Genomic DNA, 22,473 nt, shown 5'->3' with positions numbered 1-22,473 from the left:
CACATGGGATGGCGCCGGTTCTCGATTGCAGTTCCATCAGCTCTGACCGCCCTTCTGGTCGGCACCGAAGCTTCGGCCCAGGCCGTCGACCGCATCGACTCGGCGCTGATGTGGATTCAATCCACGCTTTTGACCTACGGGCCGAGTGCCGAGATCATCGAAACCCTGAGCTGGGTGATGTTCATCGGCGCGGGCCTGATCTTCGCCCTCGTCCTCGTGCTGACCGCCTACGCCATCATGGCCCCGCCACGGTGGCGGGGATGGATGACCAATCGAACCTTCATCATCGGCCTCGGCATCGTTTTTCCGGTTGTGACGCTCACGGCGCTGCTCATTTACGGCCTGGCCGTTAACCGGCAACTCGTGACCGGTGATCCGCCGGCCCTCCGCATCGAGGTCATAGGTGAACGATGGTGGTGGCGTGTGCACTATGTGGACGGCGAGGGCCGGGTCCGTCTCGTCAGCGCCAACGAGATCAGGATTCCGACCGGTCGGCCGATCGAATTCATTCTCAAGACGCAGGACGTGATCCACTCCTTCTGGGTCCCCAGCCTCGCGGGCAAGCTCGACATGATCCCCGGCCGCACCAACGTGATGCGTTTTTCTGCCGAGCGCCCTGGAATTTACCGGGGCCAGTGCGCCGAGTACTGCGGCGAGCAGCATGCCCTGATGGCATTCTACGTCGTCGCGCATCCTCAGGCTGACTTCGATGCCTGGTACGCCCGCGAGGCCGGGCCGGCCATTGAGCCGGCCATTCCCTTCATTGCACGCGGGCGGGAACTCTTCATCGAGAACGGCTGCGGTGCCTGCCACACAGTGCGGGGAACGCAGGCTAACGGCACGATCGGTCCCGACCTGACCCATGTCGGGGGAAGGCTCTCGATTGCCGCCGGTACCTACCCAACCAATGTCGGCACCCTGGCCGGCTGGATTTCCTCGGCCCAGCATCTCAAGCCCGATAACCTCATGCCGTCGTTCGGAAACCTTCGAGGCGAGGAATTGCGAGCCATTGCCGCATACTTGGAGAGCCTCAAGTGAGCGATACGACCTTCCAGAGCGGAATAGCGGACACACGTGCCCGGCAGGAAGGCGGCCCGGTGCACCTGCCCAACAAGGCGGCGCGGTCGGAACAGCAGCTCGAGGACCTCAAGCGAGTCTGGCAGCAGCCTAAAGGAATTCATTTCCTCTCCGCCGTAAACAACAACTACGTCGGCATCTGGTACATCGGTACGGCCTTCCTGTTCTTCGTTCTCGCGGGCATCCTCGCCCTGATCATGCGCACCCAACTGGCGCAGCCGGAGCTCAGGCTTATCGGGCACGAGCTCTACAATCAGCTCTTCACGATGCACGGCACGATCATGATGTTCCTGTTCGCCGTGCCGGTGGTGGAGGCGTTGAGCGTCTTCCTCCTGCCCAACATGCAGGCCGCTCGCGACCTCCCCTTCCCTCGCCTCTCGGCTTATGCCTTCTGGGCTTATTTCTTCGGCGGCCTTGCCTTCTTTTGCAGCCTCTTCTTCGGCCTGGCTCCCAACGGCGGGTGGTTTATGTACCCCCCGCTGACGAGCTACGAATACTCGCCCGGCATCAATGCCGATTTCTGGCTGCTCGGCATCGGCTTCATCGAGATCTCGGCCATCGCCGGCGCCATCGAGATCATTGTCGGCGTGCTCAAGACCCGCGCTCCCGGGCAGAGCCTCGACAAGTTGCCCGTTTATTCGTGGGCCATGCTCATCTTCGCCTTGATGGTCGTTTTCGCCTTTCCGGCCATCATTGCGGCCACCCTTCTCCTCGAACTCGAGCGGGCCTTCCACTGGCCTTTCTTCATTGCTGAAAGGGGTGGCGATCCGCTTCTGTGGCAGCACCTGTTCTGGTTCTTCGGCCACCCCGAGGTCTACGTCATCTTCCTTCCTGCCGCAGGCATGGTGTCGATGATCGTCCCGACCATGGCGCAGACCCCCCTCGCAGGCTATAGACTTGTGGTTCTGGCCGTGATCGGCACGGGCTTCCTGAGCTTCGGTCTGTGGGTCCACCACATGTTCACGACAGGATTGCCGCAGCTCTCGTTGAGCTTCTTCTCCGCTGCGAGCATGGCAGTTTCGATCCCGAGCGGAATCCAGGTCTTCGCCTGGATCGCGACCATCGCGTCCGGCAAGCTGCAGAACAAGACGCCGACCTATTTCATCCTGGGTTTCCTGTTCATCTTCGTCATCGGCGGCCTGACCGGCGTCATGGTCGCAATGGTGCCGTTCGACTGGCAGGCCCACGACACCTACTTCATCGTTGCCCATTTCCATTATGTCCTGATCGGCGGGATGGTTTTTCCCATGTTCGCCGCCTTCTACTATTGGGCACCCACCGCCTCGCGGCGTCCTCTTTCGGAAACGCTCGGCAAGTGGGCGTTCTGGCTCATCTTCATCGGCGTGAACGTCACCTTCTTCACCATGCACATCACCGGACTGATGGGCATGCCCCGGCGTGCCTACACGTACCTCGCGGAAATGGGCTGGGGACCTCTCAACCTGATCTCGACGATCGGCGCCTACATGATCGGGCTGGGCGTGCTGGTTTTCCTCTTCGACCTCGCGAAAAACTTCCGCCCCTATCAGGGCGACCTCGGCAACGTCTGGAACGCGGGCACGCTGGAATGGCTCCCGAGCGGCAACTACCAGACCCGGTCCATTCCCATCGTCATCAGCCGCGAACCGATTTGGGACCAGCCGCACCTCTCGGAAGACGTCGAGGCCGGCCGCTACTATCTGCACGACGCCCAGACCGGCGGGCGCGAAACCATCGTGACCAGTCCCATCGACGCACGGCCGCAATACGTGCTCCAGGTCCCCGGCCCGAGCTGGCTTCCGGTTATCGCGGCCTTTTTTACGGCTTCCTTCTTCATCGGCCTGACGATCAAACTCTACATTCCCGCGTTCATCTGCGGGGTTCTCGCCATCGTCTTCGTCATCTGCTGGCTGTGGAGCAGCGATCCGGGTCCGGCGCGGCTGCCTGAAATCGATATCGGCGGCGGATTGATGCTTCCCACCTACGTCACGGGACCGATGAACCATTCCTGGTGGGCGATGATCATCCTGATGATCGTGGCAGGCATGGTCTTCGGCTGCGTCGTCTTTTCCTATTTCTTCCTCTGGACGGTCAATCCGCGCATGTGGCCGACATCCGCGGCGGCGCTGCCTTCCATCGGCTGGCCCATAGGCGCGGCACTGCTCTATGTCGCGAGCAGCCTTTCCGTCTGGTTCGCGGGCAGAAGGCTGTCCCGGGTACCGGAGCGCAGTTCCTGGCCGACACGTCTCGGCCTCGCGGCGGCCATTCCCCTGCTTGTCGGGGGCGTCGCCCTCGAAATCTTCGGGCAGCTCTCGACAGGGCTTCGTCCTTCGGAAAGCGGGTATGGCGCGGTGGTTTACACTCTATCGTCCCTGCAGGGCTTCTTCGTCGCCGTTCTTGTGATCATGGGCCTCTATACGATCGTCCGCTCCCTCACAGGGCGACTTGATCGCGTTCGGCGCTCGACGTTCGACAACACCCACCTGTTCTGGCACTACGGGGTGGCGCAGGGCCTCGTCGCTCTTCTCGTCGTTCACATCTTCCCGCGGTTGTTGGGATAATCCGATGGGCGATACAGACTTCCTCAGAAAATCGCTGTTCATGACCGGTGGGCTTCTCATCTGGGGCGCCCATTTCGGCCTCGTCTACATCTTCAACTCGCTCGCCTGCGCCCGGCAGTTTGTCGGACTCAGCTATCTCGGGATCGGCATCGTTCCCCTGACCGTCACCGGAGCGACCGTGGTCGCGTTGGCCGGCGTCGTCGCAGTTCTCCTGCTGGCCTTGTGGCGCCGGGGCCCTGCGCGAGCTCCGCAGCACGAGAAGCCGGTCGACGGCTTCATGCGCTATACCACGATCACCACTGCGGCCCTGTCGTTCGTCGCCATCGCCTGGAACGGCTTGCCCGCTTTGATAGTCCCACCCTGCGGGTGAGAAAACCGTCATGAGGGCGCTCACGGCGGCAGTTGCGATTATCATTCCCGCCGGTTCGGCCTTCGCGCACGGGGATGGAGATCCGATAGATCCCGGCGATGTCTGGCATCATTGGTCCGCGGAACCATGGATCGTGGTCTCCTTGGCCCTGGCGTTCGCACTCTACGGATGCGGCGTCTGGCGGATCTGGAGCCATGCCGGTTCGGGTCGCGGCATCTCATTTTCCCGCGTCACCTCCTATGCGCTTGGTGGGGCGACGCTCGTCGTCGCGTTGGCCTCCCCGATCGATCCCCTCGGAGGCACCCTGCTGTCGGCCCACATGGTTCAACATATCCTGCTGATTGGAGTAGCACCGCCCCTGCTGCTGGCCGGCCTCCCCGGCGTGGCCCTGCCCTGGTCGCTGCCGAAGAATGCACGGCGTGCTCTCGGCAGAAGCCCGGGCCTCCGCAAGATTGCGGGGCGCTCATCCTTCCTGATCCGCCCCCTCCCGGCCGCCGCCCTACATGGCGCAGCTCTCTGGATCTGGCATGCTCCCGCGCTGTTCGAGGCCGCGCTGCGCAACGAGTTCATTCACTCGGTCGAGCACATCTCGTTCTTCGCCACCGCCATGCTGTTCTGGCAGAGCATCGCGTTTGCGGCACGAAGCGCGACAACCATCCCGGGCGGGATTGCGGCAAGCTTCCTCACGCTCCTCCATGGCGGATTCCTGAGCGTGTTAATCATCTTCTCCCCGGCGCTGCTCTATCCCTGGTACCAAGGAACCTCGCAACTGTGGGGGCTTGATGCTCTGTCCGACCAACAACTGGCAGGCTTGATCATGGGCGTGCCGGCCAGTTTCGTTTACCTGCTGACCTGCCTGGGTCTCGCAGCACGGCTGCTGGTGCCGACACCTGCCTATTGCGAGGGCCGTAATGACGCGTCTATGTGACCGGCCGGGAGCGACCGAGCTTTATGGCTCCTCCCGACGCGCTAGTCCTCGACCGGAACAGGATACGCCGGATTGGCCGGAGGGATCTCGGACTGGTCCGGCTCCGTTCTCGGACGAAGATCGTCCACGACGGCTGGCCGCGACAAGGCAGCCTCCTCACGAGGGCTCGATGGCGCGCTCACGACCGCCCAAACCATCATGCCCACCAGATAGAGCCCGAGAAGAGCGAAGCTGCCTCCCAGAACCATGAGGACCGGCCGCCCCTTGGGACCCTGCCGAGCCTCGGCGCTCGTCTCAATCACGCGGGCGCCGGACCGCCCGCGATCATCAGATAGTCTCCTTCTCCACCACATCCTACTCTCCAGCACTCATTGCGCCCCTGAGGGCTTCATATCGCGGCGTTCGGCTCCCCCGCCCCGTCCAGCTTTACCGGGGCTTGCTCGATGTATCTGGCTCCACCTGAGCGTCCACTGCGGGCCCGGAAGGATTTGCCGGGTCCCGTCCCTGCGTGAGGATGCCTGGAGCGTCGCGAGGATTGTCGAGATCGTCATAGCGTTTGCCGACATTCCATCTTTGCTGCTCGTACAGCCCTTGATCTTCAAGGAGCACCTCCGCACGAGCCAAAGGACATGCGATCAGCCCGATCAGCGTCGCAGCTGCGAAAGCCGTCATTTGTCTTCGCCTCATGATCGTCTCCCATTCAAGGATTTGACATGAGCGGGAATAACCCTCTCCGAGGACCAACCAGACGGGTGAGGGTTCGTTCTGGGCGTCGGTACGGATGCGGACCGAGATTGCACTGCCTCGTATGCCAAAAGAACGGCGAGGTTCCAGCCGTCACCGGTAGAATCACAGCCCGAATCCGTCGCTACCGGGCGGTGCCGACCTTCTCCGCCAGGGCTCGGTCGTACCACCAGACCGTCGGAAAAGCCGAGCCGCCGTAGCGAGGCAGGTTCTCCGGGCGACCGAACCGGTTCCATCGGGCGGTTCGGGTCACGAGGGAGTACCACTGCGGCACCACGTAGTTGTGGTGGAGCAGCACCCTGTCGAGGGCCTTGGTGGCTGCGACCAGCTCGGCCCGATCCTTTGCGAAGATGATCCGCTCGATCAGCGCATCAACGGCCGGATCCTTGATGCCCGCAAGATTCTGCGATCCCGGACGGTCGGCCGCATTGGATCCCCAATACTCCCGCTGTTCGTTGCCCGGAGAAAGGCTCTGGGCCCACACATTGGTCGTGAGGTCGAAGTCGAACGCCCGTATCCGGTTCTGATACTGTGCAGGATCCAGGACCCGAACCGTGAGACCGATGCCGATCCGCTCCAGCGCCTGCTTGTAGGGCAGTATGACCCGTTCGAAGCTCGAATCCGCAGTGATGAACTCGGCGGTGAGCGGCTCGCCTGTGGTCTTGTTCACCATGCGCCCGCCCCTGAGTTCGTACCCGGCCTCGTCGAGAAGCCGCATGGCTTCCCGCAAGTTGGCCCGCACGGCCTCGTTGGTCCCATTCACCGGATTGCGGTAGGGCGTCGTGAAGACCGAGGCAGGAACCTTGTCTCCCAGGCTCTTGAGGATGGCGAGCTCCTGCCCTTCGGGAAGACCCGTCGCGGCGAGTTCCGTGCCGAAGAAGAACGAGTCGATGCGGTCGTAGAGTCCGTAGAAGAGAGTGCGGTTGATATCCTCGAAATCGAGCGCGAGGTTGAAGGCCCGACGGACGCGCTCGTCCTTGAACTTGTCTCGCCTCAGGTTGAAGACCAGCGCCTGCATGACACCCATGGCGCGGAGCGGGAACTCCTCAAGGACCACCCGGCCGTCACGGGCAGCAGGAAAGTCGTAGGCCGTTGCCCACTGGCGCGCGATGTTCTCGCTGCGGTAGTCGATCCGATCTCCCTTGAAAGCTTCGAGGAGCACCGTGGCGTCACGGAAATACTCGTAGCGCACCTCGTCGAAGTTGTTTCGGCCCTGATTCACGTTGAGGTCCTTGCCCCAGTAATCCGGAACCCGTTCATAGGAGGCCGTGCGACCGGCTTCGAAGCTCTTCAGCCGGTAGGGCCCCGACCCCAGGGGCGGCTCGAGAGTGGTCTCGCCGATATTGCGCTTGCGCCCATCGGGGCCGGTAGCTTCCCACCAGTGCTTCGGCAGGACCGGGAGCTGACCCACGATCTGGGGCAATTCACGGTTTCCCGTTTCGTTGAACGTGAAGGTGACCTCGTGCTCGCCGGTCTTCTCGGCCTTCGCCACGTTTCGATAGTAGAAGGCGTAAAGCGGAGAATGGGTCTTCAAGGCCTCGAAGGAGAAGATGACGTCTTCGGGCGTCACCGGTTTGCCGTCATGCCAGCGCGCCTCCGGCCGGAGACGATAGGTGACGGAGGAATAGTCGGCAGGGTAGCGGACGGCTTCAGCCAGGAGGCCGTACTCCGTACCGACCTCATCCATTGAGGAAGTCATGAGCGTGTCGTAGATCTGGCTGATCCCGGCCTCGAGCTCACCCTTCACGCCGGCAACCACCAGGTTGAGATTGTCGAAGGTGCCTTGAGCACCGAAGCGCACGAGCCCACCCTTCGGTGCGTTCGGATTGACATAGTCGAAATGCCTGAAGCCCGGCTGGTACTTCGGCTCGCCCATGAGAGCGAGGCCATGCTGCCATTCACCCTCCTGCGCAAGGGTGGGAAGCAGACCCAAGTACAATGCGACGAGAACGGAAAGGAGGCGGCGGATCATCGGAAATCTCCTCCGGGCATTCGGCAGTAAGATTCAGGATTCTGCGGTGGGCCAAGCCCGGTGCCGCGAACAGCGGACAGCACCTCATCTGGCCCGGCACGACTACCGTAGCGACGTGACCATGGATGCATCCTTGCCGCTCCATGACCGATCCTTAATGCGGCCTTCCCGGAGGCTGGGCAGAATCCATTGTCCCTGCCTACTTCTCTCCTGGCACAGGGGTAGCCTCGTGGAGGGTGTCGCGAATGTACAGCTTCTTGACGGCAACGAAGACGACCACGGTCAGCGGTGCCGCGACCACGACGCCCAGCGGCCCGAACAGAAGGCCGAAAGCCAGGACGGCGAAGAGAAGAAGGGCGGGCGGGATGCTCACCATCCGACGCTGGACCAATGGTGTGATCACGTTGGATTCGAGCTGCTGGATCGCAAGGAACAGCAGGAGCGTCCACAGGACGGAGGTGGTTCCCTGCGTCAGGGCCAGGAGAAGGGCCGGCACGGCACCAAGGATCGGCCCGACGATCGGGATGAACTCCATCAGGCCTGCGAAGAGGGCGAGAGCCAGCGGCGCCGGCAGGCCGATGATCCATGTGCCGAGTCCGACCAGAACCGCCACCAGCGCCATGGCGATGAGCTCCGCGATCAACCAGTTGCGCAAGGCACCCCCGCAATCGCCCAGTGTCTCGTCGACCCTTTCGTGCTGACTTGGCGGGAACAGCTTGACGATTCCCCGGCGGTAGATTCCCGGATCCGCCGCGAAGAACACGCCTGCGATGATAACGAGAACGAGATTGGCAAGCACTTCGAGAGCCGTTGCGCCGAACGATGTAAGCCGAGAGACCACATCCCTCGACAGGGAGAGCAGATCGAGATTCCCGCCTCGATCTGCCTGACTTTCCTGCGCGGCCTGCGGATTCGATTGTCCCTGCGCGGCCGCGCCATTCTGCGCCGCCACATCCTGGCTCGGCGCCATATTGGGAAGCACTCCGGCCAAGCGGTCCTCGAAGGACTGAAGCGCCTGCGGCAGACGGCTTGCGAGGTCACTCAACTGCGACTGAACCTGACTGCCGACCAGCCAGAAAGACAGCGCGAGAACAAGGCATATCGCCCCGCCCGCCAGGCCGAGGGACCATCGTCTGGAAAGCTTCGTCCGTTTTCGGATCGGCTCTGCAGCGGCCACGAGGAGCACCGCCACGATGACGCCGGCCAGGACCAGGAGCAGCGCGCTTCTGATCTGCCAGAGCAGGTATATCAGCGAAAGGATTCCGGCGACGACGAGGACATGCTGAACGAAGCCCACCGACGGGGCGCTTTCAGGATTCCAGAACCGGTGCCCCCGCGGCATTGCTACGCTCCATATTGTTCATCGAGAATCCGGCTCCACATGGGCAGGGATGCCGGACCTGCGGATCACCGCTCAACTCTTCGCTTCGACCTCGATCGGCTTGCCTTCGGGCGAGACGAGATACCACTCGCCACCACTGCCCTTCACATCCTGTCCCGTGGTCGCGCCTGCCCCTTTGTCATTGGCGTAGTAGTAGAGAGGCATGCTGTTGTAGGTCACCTGCAGCTTGCCGTCCTTGCGCTTCATGATGTCGAGCATCGCAGAGTTCACCGCATCGCCTTCTCGCGGCTTTTCGCTGGTGATAAAGGGCGGCCACGCTGCGGCACAGCGGTCGTAGCAGTTGCTCTCGCCCGGCTTGTCGGCCGTGAACATGTAGAGCGCCCGCCCCTCGGTGTCGGTCAGGTAGCGGCCGTAGGGCTGCTTTTGACGCACCTCGACTTTGGCCCCACCCAGAGACTGAGCCAGGACGGCTCCCGATAGAAGGAGCGTGCTCGGAAGGGATGCTGCCTTCCACATGCCGGTCGTCCTCATGTCACACCTTCCGTTTCGATTGCTGTGCCTGAGATGATCCGTCTTCCGTTCCCGCGAATGAGGCGCCTTCGCATTCCGGCAGAGATGCGCCTGCAGCCTGTCAAATCCCGCTGCGTGCCGTGGTTTCACTGAACTCGCTCAGGTATTCGAGTTTCGGTACGCCGGCGTACGGGGAATGAGCGCAGTGTTCGTCGAGGGCCTCGAAAGGCACGGACAGGCAGTTTGAAACGCCGGATTCGCGGTGTTTTTCAACGTTTTCAGGCGCGCTACCGTACAGACCTTCCCCATCGGCCGATCCTTTGTCCGCATTTTCGCGCATTATCAGGTACGGGAGCATTCCCGCACGACCCGGCATGACACCGGCGCTCTCATGACTTGAACTTGTCCCGCGGTCAGCCGAACAACACGGGAGATCAATCTCATGATCCATTCGCTGATTGAGCTACTACGAAGACCACTGATTGTCGTCGCTACCTCAGCTCTCCTGTTCACGCCCAGTCTTGCCCTCGCTCAATTCGACGAGGAAGGCATCGGCATCGGTGAGGGGCTCTATGACGAGGGCGGCGCCGAGAACGACAACTGGTTCTACGATTCCTATGGCGGCAACTACCCCGGCGGGTACGGCAATTACGGGAATATCGGTCTCGGCGAAGAGGAGGAAGAGGCAGAGGAAGGGATCTACGGCGGTTACGAGGATTACGGCGGCTACTACGAGGAAGGTGAACTCGAGGAGGACGACGGCTGGTTCTGAGGCGCCCGTCTCTCTCGTCCACGCCTTCGCTTCCCATCATTGACAGGAGATTCAAGATGAACAGGCTGCTAACCTCATCCGCTGCGCTTGCGCTCATGATTGCGCCTGTCGCGGCACAGCAGAATCAGCCACCCCAGAACCAGCAAAGCCAGCAGACCACCGGCCAATCCCAGAGCGGCCACCAGCAGACCCAGCAGAGCGGTCAGCAGAGGCAAAATCCCCAGGTCGGGATCCAGCAGTACGACCTGCCCCAGCTCGGCGGCCAGAGAAATCAGTCCGCCGACAACAATCAGGCCCGACGCCAGGCCCAGAACCAGAATGCGAGCCAGCAGTCACGCATGACCGGCCGAGTTCTTCTTCTCAAGGAAGTTCAGCAGCGAAACGGCAACGAACCGCATGGCGTCGTTCTGATGCAGACCAGGAGCGGCCGGGCCATACTGGTCGATCTCGGCCCGGTTAGCGGCCTGAGGAACATCCCCATCCGCCGCAACGACATGATCAGGGTCTCCGGCTTCCCGGGGCGGGTCGGAAACCGCCTCGTCTTCTTCGTCACTGACGTGCAGGCCGGCAACCAGCGCGCTCAGGTCCAACGGCCCGGAAGCGGCTCTCAGCAGCAGCAGATGCGCCCCGAATACCGCCAGGTCCGCGGAAACGTCATCAGGACCCGGCAGGTGAACGTGCGCGGCCACAATCAGCCGAACCTGGTCGCCCTCGTTCAGACGCAAGGCGGTCAACGCGTTCTGGTCGATCTCGGCTCCGCGCAGAGCATGGACGCGAACCTGCAGCACGGTCAGCAGATTACCGCGCGCGGGCGCGAGGTGCGGGTCGGTGACCGGGTCGTCCTGCTGGCGCATCAGGTCCAGGCAGGTGAGCAGACCTATGACGTCAATCGTCCGGCCCACCGTCGCAGGCAAAGCTGAGGGGTACGGCACCGTCAGCTTATCCGGGACGTGACGGCATTCTGGCAGCGGGGGACTGAACCGGTCCCTGGCCGCCATAAGGAAGCCGGGACGGCTGGAAGGGCGCCCACGCCCTCTGACTCGTTCACCCCGCGACCATCCGGTCGGCGGGGTGAACCCGATGAGTCTGGAAGCTCTTGAGTGGCGACCCCGGCAGGGCTCGAACCTGCGACCTACTGCTTAGAAGGCAGTTGCTCTATCCAGCTGAGCTACGGGGCCTTCGTCCGAGGCTGGACCTCAGTGGGTCCAGGGCTCGACGCGATTGAACTTGAAATTGTCGGAATAGGAGATCGTACGCCGCTTGACCTCGTGCGGCTCCTCGACCCGGTAAGGGATGCCTTCGCGCTCCGCGTAGGCGATGGCCTCTTCCTTCGTGTCGAAGCCGAGACGAATCTGCTGGCGGGTATCGCCCGAGCTCGTCCAGCCCATGAGCGGCTCGATCTCACGCGGCCTGTCCTGATCGAAGACCAGGAGCCACTGCTTGGTCCGGGCCATGCCGGACTGCATTGCGGATTTGGCTGGCTTGTAAATCCGTGCGGACATCGGGTTCAGGCACTCTCTTGATGTTTCACCGGTGAGATGGTCGGGGCGGCAGGATTTGAACCCGCGACCCTCTGCTCCCAAAGCAGATGCGCTACCAGACTGCGCTACACCCCGCCTTCGTCACCGAGAAGTGTTGGCTATCACGGCAGCCCCGGGTCAGCAAGCACTAGAACGCTAGCGTTTGAACAGGGGATGCTCGATCCGATCCCCGGCCTTGATCCCCAGACGGGCTGCCGTACCGGCATTCAGCTCCAGAACGGCCAAAACCGGCTCGCCAGATGGAATGGTGCGGGTGGACAAAGGTTCCGTATTGGCCGCGATCCGGGCGATGGACCCGTCGGGACGGACGAAAAGCATGTCCAGGGGCAGGTAGGTGTTCTGCATCCACATGGAGACCGGCTCGACCCGCCCGAAATCGAACAGCATGCCCTGGTCGGCCGGCATGGAGCGCCGGAACATGAGCCCTTGGGCGCGATCGGCCTCCGTGCGGGCGACCTCCACCTGGAAGCTTTGCTTCTGGCCGTTCTGCAGGACGATGGTCAGCGGCTCCAAGGCCTGGGCATAGACCGCTCCCGCGAACACGAGGCAAAAGACCCATGTCAGGGCGACGGCCCGGAGCAGGCGCGGCACGTTGCGGCTCATCAATGGGAGTGCGGCAGGGACATGTCGGCTAGGCGAACCTCGGCCGCCATCAGGCCCTTCGAGCCGTCGCCGAAGCGCACGAAGACCTGCTCCCCGGGCTTGAGCTCGGCAATACCGTAGCGCCGCAGCGTTTCCATGTGCACGAAGATGTCGGGCTTCCCCTCACCTTGCGTCAGGAAGCCGAAGCCACGCAGTCGGTTGAACCACTTGACCACCGCCGGCTCCAACCCGCTGGTCGGCACCACCTGAACATGGGTGCGCGGCAGCGGAAGCTCCGAGGGGTGGAGGGCTGTCGACTCGTCGAGGGAGAGGATCCGGAAGGCCTGGAGTCCCCGGGGGCGCTGCACCGCCTCGACAACGATCCGCGCTCCTTCATTCGCCGCCTGATACCCGTCCCGCCGCAGGCAGGTCACGTGCAGCAGGATGTCCGGCAGACCGTTGTCGGGCACGATGAATCCGAAGCCCTTGGCCACGTCGAACCACTTGATGTGACCGCTGACTTGAACGAGTTCGAGCGAATTCTCCTCCGAGACCGGGCGCGCCTCCTCCCGACGACCGGAGTCGAAGGAAGCCGTTTCTCCTCGAAGAGCGAATGAGTTAGAGCCGTAATCGTTAGTCATGAAAAAACCCAGACTCGAATCAGAAACCAGATTCTTAACGAGAGGATAACATCGTCCTGAGTCAGGGGAAGCCAGAAACGCGCTTCCAGGAGGCACGTTTTTTCCGCAGGATTCCTAAGCGTCTCATTTTCCTGCAATAAAAGCCGACAGCACGGCCCCGATATCTTCGCGGACCACCAGGTCCGCAATCCCGTCGAGCGGAGTGGGGTCGCGGTTCAGGATCGCGAGCCTTGCGCCGTTTTCCTTGGCCACGGCCGGAAAGGCCGCAGCCGGATGAACCACCAGGGAGGACCCGACCACGAGAAAGAGGTCGCACGTCAGGGCGAGCTTCTGCGCCCGGCGCATGGGCTCCCGAGGCATGGCCTGCCCGAAGGAGATCGTCGCCGACTTCAGGATGCCGCCGCAGGCCCGGCATGGGGGCGGGTTCCCGTGCTCCTCGAGCTGCGACCGGATCCAGCTCAACTCGTGAGGCCGTTCGCAGGTCAGGCACTTCGCATAGGTTCCGTTGCCGTGCAGCTCGATGACCTCGTGATCGGCCAGTCCCGATGCCTGATGCAGTCCGTCGATGTTCTGGGTGACCACCGCCGGCATCCGTCCGGATGTGACCAGAGACGCCAGCCCGAGGTGTCCCCGGTTGGGGCGAGCGCCTCGATAGAGATCGTCCATGGCGAATTTCCGCCGCCACGCCTCCCGCCTCGCCTCCTCGCTGCTCAGGAAGAGCTCGAAAGGGATCGGCGTATTGCGCTTCCAAGGGCTGTTGGGCGAGCGGAAGTCGGGCACCCCGCTCTCGGTGGAAATGCCCGCTCCCGTAAAGCCGGCGATGAGGCCGGCTTCATCAACCATTTCCTTGAGGGCAGCGATTGACGCGGCAAGGGTATCGGTCATGAAGCTTATATAGGAAGGAGCGCCGGAGACGTCACACTCTCCCCGCCCCAGGATCAACGGACCGGAAGACGTGACCGCTCGAAGCATTCAGGCCCATGCCGCCGCCTCCCAAAGGTGGGACGCCATCGACGTTGCCCGCGGCGTCGCGATCTGCGCCATGATCGTCTACCACTTCAGCTGGGATCTGAGTTTTCTCAAACTGATCGAGACGAGCATCCTCCAGGTTCCGGCCTGGCGTTGGTTCGCGCGCGCCATCGCAGGGTCCTTCCTGTTGCTGGCGGGGGTCGGGCTCGCCCTGGCTCATGTCCAGGGCTTCCGCGGCATCTCGTTTCTCCGGCGGCTGATGCGGGTGGGAGGCGCGGCCCTGGCGATCACCCTGGCGACGTTCTTCGCCTTTCCCCAGAGCTACATCTTCTTCGGCATCCTGCACTGCATCGCCGTGTCGAGCGTGCTCGCCCTGCCCTTCCTGAGGCTCCATCCCGCTCTCACGTTCCTGGCGGCGCTCTTCTGCCTGGCGGCTCCGGCGCTCTTCACCAGTCCGGCCCTCGACCACCCGTGGCTCGACTGGCTCGGCCTTGGCGCCGAGGAGCCCGTCACCAACGATTACGTTCCGATCTTTCCCTGGTTCGGCATGGTGCTGATCGGCGTCGCCGCCGGAAAGGTCCTTCTCCCGCTCAAGGAGACGATGGGGCTTGCCCGCTGGCGTGCGGAGAACGGGCTGTCCAGGGGCCTCGTCTGGGCCGGGCGCAAGAGCCTGCCCATCTATCTGATCCACCAGATCGTGCTGTTGGGGATCCTCTATGGGGTGCTCCAGATCGTCGGCCCCAACCCGGCGGCGGAAGCCCGGCCCTTCCTGGCGGAGTGCGAAGCGAACTGCGTTCAGCAGAACGGGCAGCCGGCCCTTTGCCGCTCGATGTGCTCCTGCATCGTGGACAACCTGCGGCAGACGGATGTCTGGCAGAAGATCCTCGGCAACAATGTCGATGCCGAGGACAGGACCCGGGTTTCAAGGGCCGCGCAGCAATGCCTGCAGAGAGCTCCTTAAGAGCCGACCACGTTCAGGCGCGTTTCGCCGCGCTCGGAGCGAGCCTCGGCCAGGAGGCACAGAAGCTCGAAGGCGATGGAGGCGCCCACCAGCGCGGTGCCGCCCGACTGGTCGAGGGGCGGCGAGACTTCGACCATGTCCGCGCCGACCAGGTTGAGATGGCGGAACCCGCGCACGAGCTGGAGGGCCTCACGGCTCGTGAAGCCGCCGATCTCCGGCGTTCCGGTGCCGGGCGCGAAGGCCGGATCGATGGAGTCGATGTCGAAGGTGAAGTAGGTCGGCCCCGTACCGACGACCCGGCGGGCCTCGGCGATGGCATAGGGAATCCCCTTCTCCACCACCTCTTCCATGTCGATGATGCGGATCCCCTGCTCGAGCGCCCAATCGCGCTCGTCGGCGGAATACATCGTGCCGCGGATGCCGATCTGCACCATGCGCTTGGGATCGAGCACGCCATCCTCGATCGCCCGGCGGAACGGGGTGCCGTGCGTGAGCTTCTGACCGCCGAAATAGGTGTCGCCGGTGTCGCTGTGCGCATCGATATGGATCATCCCGAGAGGCTGTGAGCCGCCCAGGGCGCGCAGGATCGGATAGGAGATGATGTGGTCGCCGCCGATGGACAGGGGCGTCACGCCGCCCTGATGCAGGTAGGACACCTCCGCCTCGATGCGCCGCAGGGTATCCTGCACGTCGATGGGATTGACCGGAACGTCGCCCACGTCCGCGCAGGCGCAAAGGTCGTAGGGCGCCACCAGCGTGCCGTAGTTCACGAGGCGCATGAGCGAGGAAGCCTCCCGAACCTGCCGCGGCCCCAGTCGCGTGCCCGGCCGGTTCGTGGTCGCGCCGTCGAACGGAATACCCAGGAGCGCGATGTCGATCTCCCCCGGCGCCTGGGTCGGGGCGAGATAGGGCAGCCGCATGAAGGTGGAGATGCCGGCGAAGCGCGGCACCACCATTCCGGAGAGCGGCTGGTAGGCCTCCAGACGCTCCGCCCTGCTTGGTTGGTCCACCTTCTTTTTCAGGTTCTGAGCCATGAAATCCGGTCCTTCGGTTCAATGAATGGCGCGGGCGAAAACCCGCTCGATACGTTCCATTCCCCAATCGATCTCCTCGCGGCTGATCGTGAGGGGCGGTGCGAAGCGCAGCACGGTGCCGTGGGTGTCTTTCGAAAGGACCCCATGGGCCAAAAGCGCGTCGCAGACGGCTCGGGCGGAGACGACGCTCGTGTCGACCTCCACGCCGACCCAGAGGCCCCTTCCACGGACCTCCTTCACGATGTTGCTCCGCATCTCCCGGAGCCTCGCCAGGAGATAGTCGCCCATCTCGGCGCTCCGCTCGACGAGGCGCTCCTCCTCGATAACGGCAAGAGCCTCCAATCCGATCCTTGCCGCCAGGGCATTGCCGCCGAAGGTGGAGCCGTGGGAGCCGGGATCGAAGACGCTCATCAGTTCGCGGGTGCCCACGAAGGCCGAGACGGGATAGACCCCGCCGCCGAGGGCCTTTCCGAGGATCAGGCCATCGGGCCGGATGTCCTCGTGCTGATGCGCGAACCAGCGTCCGGTTCGGCCCAGGCCGGATTGCACCTCGTCCAGGATCAGCAGAACATTATGCCTGTCGCAGAGGGCGCGAAGCTCGCGCAGATAGCCCTCCGGCGGCACCACGATCCCCGCCTCGCCCTGGATGGGTTCGATCAGAACGGCACAGGTGTTCTCGGTGATGGCGTCGGCAATCGCCTGAACATTCCCGAAAGGAACGAGCTTGAAGCCGCCCGCGAAGGGGCCGAAATCCTCCCGGTAGGACGCATCCGAGGAAAAGCCGACGATGGTCGTCGTACGGCCATGGAAATTGTCTTCCGCAACAATGATTTCCGCCCGGTCCTTCGGAACTTTCTTGAAGCGATAGCCCCAGCGGCGGGCGGCCTTGATGGCGGTCTCGACGGCTTCGGCGCCCGTATTCATGGGCAGAGCCATGTCGAGGCCGGTCACCTGGACCAGCTTTTCCAGGAAGGGGCCGAGAAGTTCGGTGTGATAGGCCCTGCTGGTGACGGCAAGCTTTGCTGCCTGCTCCGCCATGGCCTTCAGAATGCGGGGATGGGCGTGTCCCAGGCTGACCGCCGAATAGGCGCTCATCATATCCAGGTAGCGCCGCCCCTGCGTGTCGGTCGCCCACACGCCCTTGGCGTCTCTCAGGACGACGGGCAGCGGATCGTAGTTGGCGGCGGTGACCTTCTTTTCGAGCGTGATGCAGTCCATGGGTTCCTCCATGGATAAGCTTAGAAAGGCCTCGATCCCGTTGGCGTCAAAATCCGTGGAGGGAACAGCCTATTCTGTCGTTCGGGCGCCCCTTAGGCACGATCCCGGCTGTTCATGACCGGATAGCCCTCGAAGCTCTTGAGAGTCTTCAGGACGAAGGTGGTGTGGATGCGGCCGATTCCGAAGCTCGGATCGGCCAGAAAGGCATCGGTCAGCGCCTCGTATTCCGCAAGCGACGGCGCAACGATGCGGGCGATATAGTCGTATTCCCCGTTCACGACCTGAAGCTCGACCACGGCCGTGTGGGCGATCAGTGCCCGCTCCAGGCGCTGCCGGGCCGCAGCCGAGGGATCGCGCATACTGATTCCGGCGAGCGCGATGATGTCGTGCCCCAGGGCCGAGGGCTCCACCAGGACCGTGTAGCCGCGAATGACGCCCTTCTGTTCGAGACGCTTCACCCGCTCCAGGCAAGGCCGGGCGGACAGCCCCACCCGCTCGGACAGCGCCTGATAGGTCATGCGCCCGCTGTGCCGAAGCGCTTCGAGAATCGAAAGGTCGATCCGGTCGAGGGTGTCCTTGACGTTGCGGCTGAGCGGCTTCGCAGGCGACTTCATGTTCCCTCTCGACACTATAGGCGCCCGTCAGGGATCCGTGGGAGCCGCGGGAGACTGGCGCGTCTTATCGTACCACCGGGGATGGAGGCAATTCCATGCTTGACCGTTCCATCCGCTCCCGGCCCGTCAAACCAAAAGCCGGCGGACGAGTTGACGGGGGTGGGGATAGATTGGCACCAACGTCTGCCGTCCGAGCCGAACGAGAGGGATGCTTACTTTGATATTGCGGGATTTCATGACCGGCCTGCCCCTGATCGCGATCCTCAGGGGCCTCAAGCCCGAGAATGCCGAGCGGGTCGGCCATGCCCTGGTCGAAGCCGGTTTCCGGATCATCGAGGTCCCCCTGAACTCGCCGGAGCCCTTCCGCAGCATCGAGATCATGGCGAAGACCCTGCCGCAGGATGTCCTCGTCGGGGCCGGCACGGTGCTCGAGCCGGATCTGGTCAACGGCGTCCTCGACGCCGGCGGAAAGCTGATCGTGATGCCGCACGCGGATACCGAGGTGATCAAGCGCGCCAAAGAGCTTCGTCTCATCTGCACCCCGGGCGTCGCGACACCGACCGAGGCTTTCGCCGCCCTGAAGGCGGGCGCCGACGGCATCAAGATCTTTCCGGCCGAGGCGACGCCTCCGGCTGTCGTCAAGGCATGGCGAGCCGTTCTGCCCAAGGACGCCATAGTCATTCCGGTGGGCGGCATCAGGCCCGACACGATGAAAGCCTACGTTCAAGCCGGCGCAGACGGTTTCGGGTTGGGTTCGGCCCTGTTCACGCCGAGCATGTCCGTCGAGGACATCCGACGGAATGCGGACGACTTCGCCGCCGCTTGGCGCGGCCTGCGGACCGGATGAGCTGGCTGGTCCAACCACGGCTGATCAATGGCCCTTTCGACGACCCAGGACTCTATATCGATTTCCGCTACGGTCGCCGGGCGATCCTGTTCGACCTGGGCGATCTGACGCCCCTCTCCTCGCGCGAGCTCATGCGCGTCAGCCACGTCTTCGTGTCGCACACGCATGTGGATCATTTCGCGGGCTTCGACCGGCTCTTGCGCCTGTGTCTCCATCGTCCAGGCCCGCTCCATCTGCTCGGCCCGCCGGGTTTCATCGACCGCGTCGAGCACAGGCTCCAGGGCTTCACCTGGAATCTCCTCGACGAAACCTCCGTGGATTTCTGGCTTCACGTGAGCGAGTTCCGGGATGCGCGGGTGGACCGCGCTGCAATCTTCAGGGCCCGAGATGTCTTCAAGCGCGACGAGGTGGCCTGTCCTGACCTTCCGGAACGTGTCGTCCTGAAGGAAGACGACTTCCACATCGAAGCCGCCGCGCTCGATCACGGCATCGCCTCTCTGGCCTTCAGCCTGAGGGAAACCCTGCGCGTGAATGTCCGCCGCGGAGTTCTCGAAGGCCTCGGGCTGCCGAAGGGGCCCTGGCTCAGCGAAGCGAAAACCCTGATCCGCTCAGGCGTTCAGGATGCCGAGGTTCCGGTGCCGGGCGTGGGGAGCATCGTTCTGAGGGACCTCGTCGACAGGCTCTTCTTCGTCGGGCCGGGCCAAGTCGTCACCTATGTGACCGATGCGGCATTCACGGAGGAAAACCGGGACAAGATCCTGTTTCTCGCACGGGAGGCCGACCAGCTTTTCATCGAGGCCGTTTTTCTGGATCGCGACCATGCCCTCGCCTCGGCTTCCAAGCACCTGACTGCGCGGCAGGCGGGCGAGCTGGCCTTGAAGGCACGGGTCAGGGAGCTCAACGTCTTTCACCACTCGCCGCGCTATCTCGAAGAGCCGGCAGCCCTCAAGCGCGAGGCGTTCAGGGCCTTCGAACAGGCTCCGGCTCCCTAGAGCCGACGTCGCTCAGCGCCGACCGCCCCGGCCACGGAAGAACGGCACCGTCAGGAGGCGCCGCCCCGTCTCGTCGGTGATTTCGAGCTCGATATTGCCGGCATCCGTCAGTTGATCGCGGAGCTCCTCCACGGTCGCGAGCGCCTCGGCTCGGGCAGCCTCGAGGTCGGGCAGCTCGATTCCCTCCTCGTCCTCGTCGAGGTCGTAGCCGTCCCGGATATTGAAGAAAAAGCGCGGCATGGAAGTCCAGCGTCGGAAGGGGGTAAGATCGATATCACCCACGAATGGAGGAAACCTAGCTTAGTTCCCGTCCGGGCGATTCAAAGAGATATTTTTGAGGATCAGGGGGTGGCGCGGCCTAGGGGAATCGAACCCCTCTTCCCAGCGTGAAAGGCTGGTGTCCTAACCGATAGACGAAGGCCGCTTGATCGGGGCAGTGCCGCCGAAGTGGGCGGACATATAGATGGGTTCTTTCCGCACGGCAAGCGCTAAAGGAGCACTTATTCGGGCTTTGCCGCATCCATGAGGCGAACCTCGACTTTTTCGTTTCCACCCCACCGGTCGACCGACAGGGTCCCGGCCAGGTGGAGGCTGTTCCCGATGGCATTTGAGAGTGCGATGCCCAGGGGCTGCCCGGCGGCACGAAAGGCGATTCCCCCGATCATGGACCCGTCGCCGCCACGCAGCTTCACGCGGACATGGCCTCCGCTGCCGACCTCCCGCGCCTCGACGAGACGATGCTGGGGAAAGACGAAAACCGGTTCCGGCTGCCCCGAGCCGAACGGTCCTGCCCGCTCCAGGGCAGCGACAAGGCTGGGCTGGGCCCCGCCGGCGGTCAGGGTGGCATCGACCGGGAAATGATCGTTGAGACGGACGGTGCTGACAGGATCGGCCAACCTCTCGCTGACATAGGCGCGGAAACGCTCCAGCTCGGCGGCCAGGATCGTGACCCCGGCCGCCATGGTGTGGCCGCCTCCCTTGATGGCGAGACCGGCATCCACGGCCGCCCTCACCACGGACCCGAGATCCACGCCGGGGACCGAACGGCCGGAGCCGGTGGCCGTCCCGTCGGAATTGAGGGTGAACGCGAAGGCGGGCCTCCGGAAGCGCTCCTTCGTCCGGGCCGCGATCAGCCCGACGACACCCGGATGCCATTCCGGCGAGGCCGTGATCACCACCGGCAGGTCCGGAGCCCGCTCCATGGCGAACAGGGCCTGCGCCTCGGCATCCGTGACGGCCGCCACTTCGATGGCCTGCCGCTCCCGGTTCAGCCGGTCGAGTTCGGCTGCCAGCTGCGCGGCCTGCGAGGGATCCTCCGTGAGAAGAAGCTTCGACCCGAGGGCGGCGTCGCCGATGCGTCCGCCCGCATTGATGCGGGGGCCGACGAGGTAGCCGAGATGCCAGCATTCCGGGGCACCGGCCAAGCCGGCCGCGTCGAACAGCGCCGCCAGGCCGGCACGGCGCCGGCTGCGCATGATCGTGAGCCCCTGGCGTACGAAGGCCCGGTTCAGGCCGGTCAGAGGCACCACGTCCGCAACCGTGGCCAGGGCGACCAGGTCAAGGCTCGCCAGGAGATCGGGCTCTGGCCTGCCGTTGAAGAACCCCTTGGCGCGCAAGGAGCGATTCAGCGCAACCAGGAACAGGAAGACGACGCCGGCCGCGCAGAGGTGCCCGAGGCCGGAAAGGTCGTCCTGGCGGTTCGGATTGACGATGGCGAGGGCGTCCGGCAGTTCCGCAGGAGCCTGGTGGTGATCCAGAACGAGAGAATCGAGCCCGAGCCGCTTTGCCTCCGCCAGCGGTTCGATGCTGGCGGTGCCGCAATCGACCGTGACGAGAATTTCGGCCCCCTGCTCCTTCAGGCCCCGGATCGCGTCCACGTTGGGCCCGTAGCCTTCCGTGATCCGGTCGGGAATGTGGATCAGGTACGGAACGCCGCAGCTGCGCAGATATTCGGCCAGAAGAGCCGCGCTGCAGGCCCCGTCCACGTCGTAATCGCCGAAGATCGCCACCTTCTCCCGGCGCATCACCGAGTCGGCCAGACGTGAGGCGGCCTTCTCCATGTCCGTGAGGACGTGAGGATCGGGCATGAGATCCCGCAGGCGGGGATTCAGGAAGCCTTGCGTTTCGTGAATTCCGACGCCGCGCCCGGCCAGCACCCGGGCCAGCACGTCGGCCAGACCGTGGGTCTGGGCGATGGCGAGCGCTATGGTTCCTTGAGCGGCCGTGCATCGTTCGACCCAGGTGCGGCCCAGGGCGGAACTGCTCACGCCCAGGAACGGGCGTGGAAGATGAAGAGGAGCTGATTCGGTCACGCGCCGAGATTAACCCGAAATGTGGTCAAAACACCTTGCGGTATTGAATGAAGCCGCTGCGCGCCGCGACCTTCTCGTAAAGGGCCTGTGCGGATGTGTTCGTTTCGTGCGTCAGCCAGTAGACCCGGCTCGCCCCATCCGCCTGCGCCTTCTCGTACACAGCCTCGATCAGGGCCCGCCCGACGCCCCGGCCCCTCGCCTCCTCGGAGGTGAAGAGATCCTGGAGATAGCAATAATTTCCGACCGTCCATGTGGAGCGATGATAGAGGTAATGGACGATGCCGACGACGCGGCCGTCGAGAACAGCGGCAAGCCCGTGCATCGGCTCGGCCTGGTCGAGAAGCCGCTGCCACGTCGTTTCCGTAACCTCGGGCGTCAGCGACGTCTTGTAGAAGGTAAGGTATCCCTGCCAGAGCGGCTCCCAGGCCTGACGGTCCTCGGAACGGAAGGGACGTATATGGATTCCGTTCTGCTGTGTCTCGGCCATGGAAACTGCCCCCTTCGCGA

The 22,473-nt window shown here is 63.7% G+C and carries 25 protein-coding genes and 3 tRNA genes; 9 read left to right on the top strand and 19 right to left on the bottom strand.

All coding sequences use genetic code 11. The features are described 5' to 3' along the window. The first annotated feature begins 3 nt into the window (after window positions 1–3). Genes coxB through ACFOYU_RS19985 form a run of 4 tightly spaced genes read left to right on the top strand, consistent with a single transcriptional unit; the run spans window position 4 to window position 4,915 of the window. On the top strand, window positions 4–1,038 hold the full coding sequence (coxB, locus tag ACFOYU_RS20000) for a cytochrome c oxidase subunit II (protein ID WP_377034969.1): 1,035 nt from the start codon (window positions 4–6) through the stop codon (window positions 1,036–1,038). 59 nt (window positions 1,039–1,097) lie between these two features. Then, a complete protein-coding gene (gene ctaD, locus ACFOYU_RS19995; protein WP_377034977.1) occupies window positions 1,098–3,617 on the top strand; it encodes a cytochrome c oxidase subunit I in 2,520 nt (839 codons plus the stop codon). Between the two features lie 4 nt (window positions 3,618–3,621). Continuing rightward, window positions 3,622–3,987 carry a hypothetical protein gene (locus ACFOYU_RS19990; RefSeq protein ID WP_377034968.1) on the top strand — a complete coding sequence of 122 codons (366 nt, stop codon included), beginning with the start codon at window positions 3,622–3,624 and terminating at the stop codon, window positions 3,985–3,987. A 10-nt stretch (window positions 3,988–3,997) separates the two neighbouring features. Beyond that, window positions 3,998–4,915, top strand: coding sequence for a cytochrome c oxidase assembly protein (locus tag ACFOYU_RS19985; protein ID WP_377034967.1), 918 nt, complete (start codon window positions 3,998–4,000; stop codon window positions 4,913–4,915). A 41-nt stretch (window positions 4,916–4,956) separates the two neighbouring features. Here the strand turns inward: ACFOYU_RS19985 and ACFOYU_RS19980 are convergent, their stop codons facing one another. From ACFOYU_RS19980 to ACFOYU_RS19955, 6 genes are all read right to left on the bottom strand, one after another. After that, a complete protein-coding gene (locus ACFOYU_RS19980; RefSeq protein ID WP_377034966.1) occupies window positions 4,957–5,268 on the bottom strand; it encodes a hypothetical protein in 312 nt (103 codons plus the stop codon). Window positions 5,269–5,341: 73 nt separating this feature from the next. Further along, on the bottom strand, window positions 5,342–5,587 hold the full coding sequence (locus ACFOYU_RS19975) for a hypothetical protein (protein WP_377034965.1): 246 nt from the start codon (window positions 5,585–5,587) through the stop codon (window positions 5,342–5,344). A 196-nt stretch (window positions 5,588–5,783) separates the two neighbouring features. Then, complete coding sequence (locus tag ACFOYU_RS19970) at window positions 5,784–7,631, bottom strand: extracellular solute-binding protein (RefSeq protein WP_377034964.1); 1,848 nt, start codon at window positions 7,629–7,631, stop codon at window positions 5,784–5,786. Window positions 7,632–7,830: 199 nt separating this feature from the next. Continuing rightward, window positions 7,831–8,973, bottom strand: coding sequence for an AI-2E family transporter (locus ACFOYU_RS19965; RefSeq protein WP_377034963.1), 1,143 nt, complete (start codon window positions 8,971–8,973; stop codon window positions 7,831–7,833). Window positions 8,974–9,045: 72 nt separating this feature from the next. Next, a complete protein-coding gene (locus ACFOYU_RS19960) occupies window positions 9,046–9,504 on the bottom strand; it encodes a hypothetical protein (RefSeq protein WP_377034962.1) in 459 nt (152 codons plus the stop codon). A 100-nt stretch (window positions 9,505–9,604) separates the two neighbouring features. After that, complete coding sequence (locus ACFOYU_RS19955) at window positions 9,605–9,859, bottom strand: hypothetical protein (RefSeq protein ID WP_377034961.1); 255 nt, start codon at window positions 9,857–9,859, stop codon at window positions 9,605–9,607. 66 nt (window positions 9,860–9,925) lie between these two features. Between ACFOYU_RS19955 and ACFOYU_RS19950 the strand changes: the two genes are divergently transcribed. After that, window positions 9,926–10,255 (top strand): hypothetical protein, encoded by a 330-nt coding sequence (locus ACFOYU_RS19950; RefSeq protein WP_377034960.1) that lies wholly within the window; start codon window positions 9,926–9,928, stop codon window positions 10,253–10,255. A 56-nt stretch (window positions 10,256–10,311) separates the two neighbouring features. After that, window positions 10,312–11,175, top strand: coding sequence for a hypothetical protein (locus ACFOYU_RS19945; RefSeq protein WP_377034959.1), 864 nt, complete (start codon window positions 10,312–10,314; stop codon window positions 11,173–11,175). Window positions 11,176–11,356: 181 nt separating this feature from the next. Here the strand turns inward: ACFOYU_RS19945 and ACFOYU_RS19940 are convergent. The 6 genes from ACFOYU_RS19940 to ACFOYU_RS19915 all read right to left on the bottom strand — a co-directional run bounded on the left by ACFOYU_RS19940 (window position 11,357) and on the right by ACFOYU_RS19915 (window position 13,904). Beyond that, window positions 11,357–11,433, bottom strand: a tRNA-Arg gene (locus ACFOYU_RS19940). Window positions 11,434–11,451: 18 nt separating this feature from the next. Then, complete coding sequence (locus ACFOYU_RS19935; RefSeq protein WP_226742542.1) at window positions 11,452–11,757, bottom strand: ETC complex I subunit; 306 nt, start codon at window positions 11,755–11,757, stop codon at window positions 11,452–11,454. Between the two features lie 37 nt (window positions 11,758–11,794). Next, window positions 11,795–11,871 (bottom strand) — tRNA-Pro (locus tag ACFOYU_RS19930). A gap of 60 nt (window positions 11,872–11,931) precedes the next feature. Beyond that, on the bottom strand, window positions 11,932–12,399 hold the full coding sequence (locus ACFOYU_RS19925; protein WP_226742541.1) for a DUF192 domain-containing protein: 468 nt from the start codon (window positions 12,397–12,399) through the stop codon (window positions 11,932–11,934). Continuing rightward, on the bottom strand, window positions 12,399–13,019 hold the full coding sequence (locus ACFOYU_RS19920) for a cold-shock protein (RefSeq protein ID WP_226742540.1): 621 nt from the start codon (window positions 13,017–13,019) through the stop codon (window positions 12,399–12,401). The genes ACFOYU_RS19925 and ACFOYU_RS19920 overlap by 1 nt, the downstream gene beginning before the upstream one ends. A gap of 123 nt (window positions 13,020–13,142) precedes the next feature. Next, window positions 13,143–13,904 (bottom strand): NAD-dependent deacetylase, encoded by a 762-nt coding sequence (locus tag ACFOYU_RS19915; protein ID WP_377034958.1) that lies wholly within the window; start codon window positions 13,902–13,904, stop codon window positions 13,143–13,145. 70 nt (window positions 13,905–13,974) lie between these two features. Between ACFOYU_RS19915 and ACFOYU_RS19910 the strand changes: the two genes are divergently transcribed. Further along, window positions 13,975–14,949, top strand: a complete 975-nt coding sequence (locus ACFOYU_RS19910) for a heparan-alpha-glucosaminide N-acetyltransferase (protein WP_377034957.1) — start codon at window positions 13,975–13,977, stop codon at window positions 14,947–14,949. Here the strand turns inward: ACFOYU_RS19910 and speB are convergent. The 3 genes from speB to ACFOYU_RS19895 form a co-directional block, all read right to left on the bottom strand. Next, on the bottom strand, window positions 14,946–15,983 hold the full coding sequence (speB, locus tag ACFOYU_RS19905; protein ID WP_226742537.1) for an agmatinase: 1,038 nt from the start codon (window positions 15,981–15,983) through the stop codon (window positions 14,946–14,948). The genes ACFOYU_RS19910 and speB overlap by 4 nt on opposite strands. Window positions 15,984–16,001: 18 nt before the next feature. Continuing rightward, window positions 16,002–17,201 carry an ornithine--oxo-acid transaminase gene (gene rocD / locus ACFOYU_RS19900; protein WP_377034956.1) on the bottom strand — a complete coding sequence of 400 codons (1,200 nt, stop codon included), beginning with the start codon at window positions 17,199–17,201 and terminating at the stop codon, window positions 16,002–16,004. Between the two features lie 92 nt (window positions 17,202–17,293). Next, window positions 17,294–17,815 (bottom strand): Lrp/AsnC family transcriptional regulator, encoded by a 522-nt coding sequence (locus ACFOYU_RS19895; protein WP_226742535.1) that lies wholly within the window; start codon window positions 17,813–17,815, stop codon window positions 17,294–17,296. 208 nt (window positions 17,816–18,023) lie between these two features. Between ACFOYU_RS19895 and ACFOYU_RS19890 the strand changes: the two genes are divergently transcribed. Continuing rightward, on the top strand, window positions 18,024–18,662 hold the full coding sequence (locus ACFOYU_RS19890) for a 2-dehydro-3-deoxy-6-phosphogalactonate aldolase (RefSeq protein ID WP_377034955.1): 639 nt from the start codon (window positions 18,024–18,026) through the stop codon (window positions 18,660–18,662). Then, complete coding sequence (locus ACFOYU_RS19885) at window positions 18,659–19,654, top strand: ribonuclease Z (RefSeq protein ID WP_377034954.1); 996 nt, start codon at window positions 18,659–18,661, stop codon at window positions 19,652–19,654. The genes ACFOYU_RS19890 and ACFOYU_RS19885 overlap by 4 nt, the downstream gene beginning before the upstream one ends. A gap of 12 nt (window positions 19,655–19,666) precedes the next feature. On the opposite strand, the gene ACFOYU_RS19880 is transcribed toward ACFOYU_RS19885, so the two are convergent. The 4 genes from ACFOYU_RS19880 to ACFOYU_RS19865 form a co-directional block, all read right to left on the bottom strand. Further along, the gene (locus ACFOYU_RS19880; RefSeq protein WP_226742532.1) at window positions 19,667–19,894 is read right to left on the bottom strand and encodes a DUF6894 family protein; all 228 of its coding nucleotides are present in this window, start codon (window positions 19,892–19,894) and stop codon (window positions 19,667–19,669) included. A gap of 109 nt (window positions 19,895–20,003) precedes the next feature. Then, window positions 20,004–20,078 (bottom strand) — tRNA-Glu (locus ACFOYU_RS19875). Between the two features lie 76 nt (window positions 20,079–20,154). Next, a complete protein-coding gene (gene recJ, locus ACFOYU_RS19870; RefSeq protein WP_377034953.1) occupies window positions 20,155–21,966 on the bottom strand; it encodes a single-stranded-DNA-specific exonuclease RecJ in 1,812 nt (603 codons plus the stop codon). A 25-nt stretch (window positions 21,967–21,991) separates the two neighbouring features. Further along, entirely contained in the window at window positions 21,992–22,453 is a 462-nt protein-coding gene (locus ACFOYU_RS19865) for a GNAT family N-acetyltransferase (protein WP_377034952.1), read from the bottom strand. Window positions 22,454–22,473: the final 20 nt, after the last annotated feature.

It is taken from the genome of Microvirga sp. GCM10011540 (assembly GCF_042650665.1).
Classification (GTDB): domain Bacteria; phylum Pseudomonadota; class Alphaproteobacteria; order Rhizobiales; family Beijerinckiaceae; genus Microvirga; species Microvirga lenta.
The sequence above is the reverse complement of the archived record's forward strand: the minus strand, read 5'-3'. Positions and strand labels throughout refer to the sequence as shown.

Bases quoted from the DNA above. Each gene is read 5' to 3' on its own strand.
- coxB (WP_377034969.1), top strand. From the start codon at position 4: ATGGGATGGCGCCGGTTCTCGATTGCAGTTCCATCAGCTCTGACCGCC.
- ACFOYU_RS19990 (WP_377034968.1), top strand. From the start codon at position 3,622: ATGGGCGATACAGACTTCCTCAGAAAATCGCTGTTCATGACCGGTGGG.
- ACFOYU_RS19985 (WP_377034967.1), top strand. From the start codon at position 3,998: ATGAGGGCGCTCACGGCGGCAGTTGCGATTATCATTCCCGCCGGTTCG.
- ACFOYU_RS19980 (WP_377034966.1), bottom strand. From the start codon at position 5,268: ATGTGGTGGAGAAGGAGACTATCTGATGATCGCGGGCGGTCCGGCGCC.
- ACFOYU_RS19975 (WP_377034965.1), bottom strand. From the start codon at position 5,587: ATGACGGCTTTCGCAGCTGCGACGCTGATCGGGCTGATCGCATGTCCT.
- ACFOYU_RS19970 (WP_377034964.1), bottom strand. From the start codon at position 7,631: ATGATCCGCCGCCTCCTTTCCGTTCTCGTCGCATTGTACTTGGGTCTG.
- ACFOYU_RS19965 (WP_377034963.1), bottom strand. From the start codon at position 8,973: ATGCCGCGGGGGCACCGGTTCTGGAATCCTGAAAGCGCCCCGTCGGTG.
- ACFOYU_RS19960 (WP_377034962.1), bottom strand. From the start codon at position 9,504: ATGAGGACGACCGGCATGTGGAAGGCAGCATCCCTTCCGAGCACGCTC.
- ACFOYU_RS19955 (WP_377034961.1), bottom strand. From the start codon at position 9,859: ATGCCGGGTCGTGCGGGAATGCTCCCGTACCTGATAATGCGCGAAAAT.
- ACFOYU_RS19950 (WP_377034960.1), top strand. From the start codon at position 9,926: ATGATCCATTCGCTGATTGAGCTACTACGAAGACCACTGATTGTCGTC.
- ACFOYU_RS19945 (WP_377034959.1), top strand. From the start codon at position 10,312: ATGAACAGGCTGCTAACCTCATCCGCTGCGCTTGCGCTCATGATTGCG.
- ACFOYU_RS19935 (WP_226742542.1), bottom strand. From the start codon at position 11,757: ATGTCCGCACGGATTTACAAGCCAGCCAAATCCGCAATGCAGTCCGGC.
- ACFOYU_RS19925 (WP_226742541.1), bottom strand. From the start codon at position 12,399: ATGAGCCGCAACGTGCCGCGCCTGCTCCGGGCCGTCGCCCTGACATGG.
- ACFOYU_RS19920 (WP_226742540.1), bottom strand. From the start codon at position 13,019: ATGACTAACGATTACGGCTCTAACTCATTCGCTCTTCGAGGAGAAACG.
- ACFOYU_RS19915 (WP_377034958.1), bottom strand. From the start codon at position 13,904: ATGACCGATACCCTTGCCGCGTCAATCGCTGCCCTCAAGGAAATGGTT.
- speB (WP_226742537.1), bottom strand. From the start codon at position 15,983: ATGGCTCAGAACCTGAAAAAGAAGGTGGACCAACCAAGCAGGGCGGAG.
- rocD (WP_377034956.1), bottom strand. From the start codon at position 17,201: ATGGACTGCATCACGCTCGAAAAGAAGGTCACCGCCGCCAACTACGAT.
- ACFOYU_RS19895 (WP_226742535.1), bottom strand. From the start codon at position 17,815: ATGAAGTCGCCTGCGAAGCCGCTCAGCCGCAACGTCAAGGACACCCTC.
- ACFOYU_RS19890 (WP_377034955.1), top strand. From the start codon at position 18,024: ATGCTTACTTTGATATTGCGGGATTTCATGACCGGCCTGCCCCTGATC.
- ACFOYU_RS19885 (WP_377034954.1), top strand. From the start codon at position 18,659: ATGAGCTGGCTGGTCCAACCACGGCTGATCAATGGCCCTTTCGACGAC.
- ACFOYU_RS19880 (WP_226742532.1), bottom strand. From the start codon at position 19,894: ATGCCGCGCTTTTTCTTCAATATCCGGGACGGCTACGACCTCGACGAG.
- ACFOYU_RS19865 (WP_377034952.1), bottom strand. From the start codon at position 22,453: ATGGCCGAGACACAGCAGAACGGAATCCATATACGTCCCTTCCGTTCC.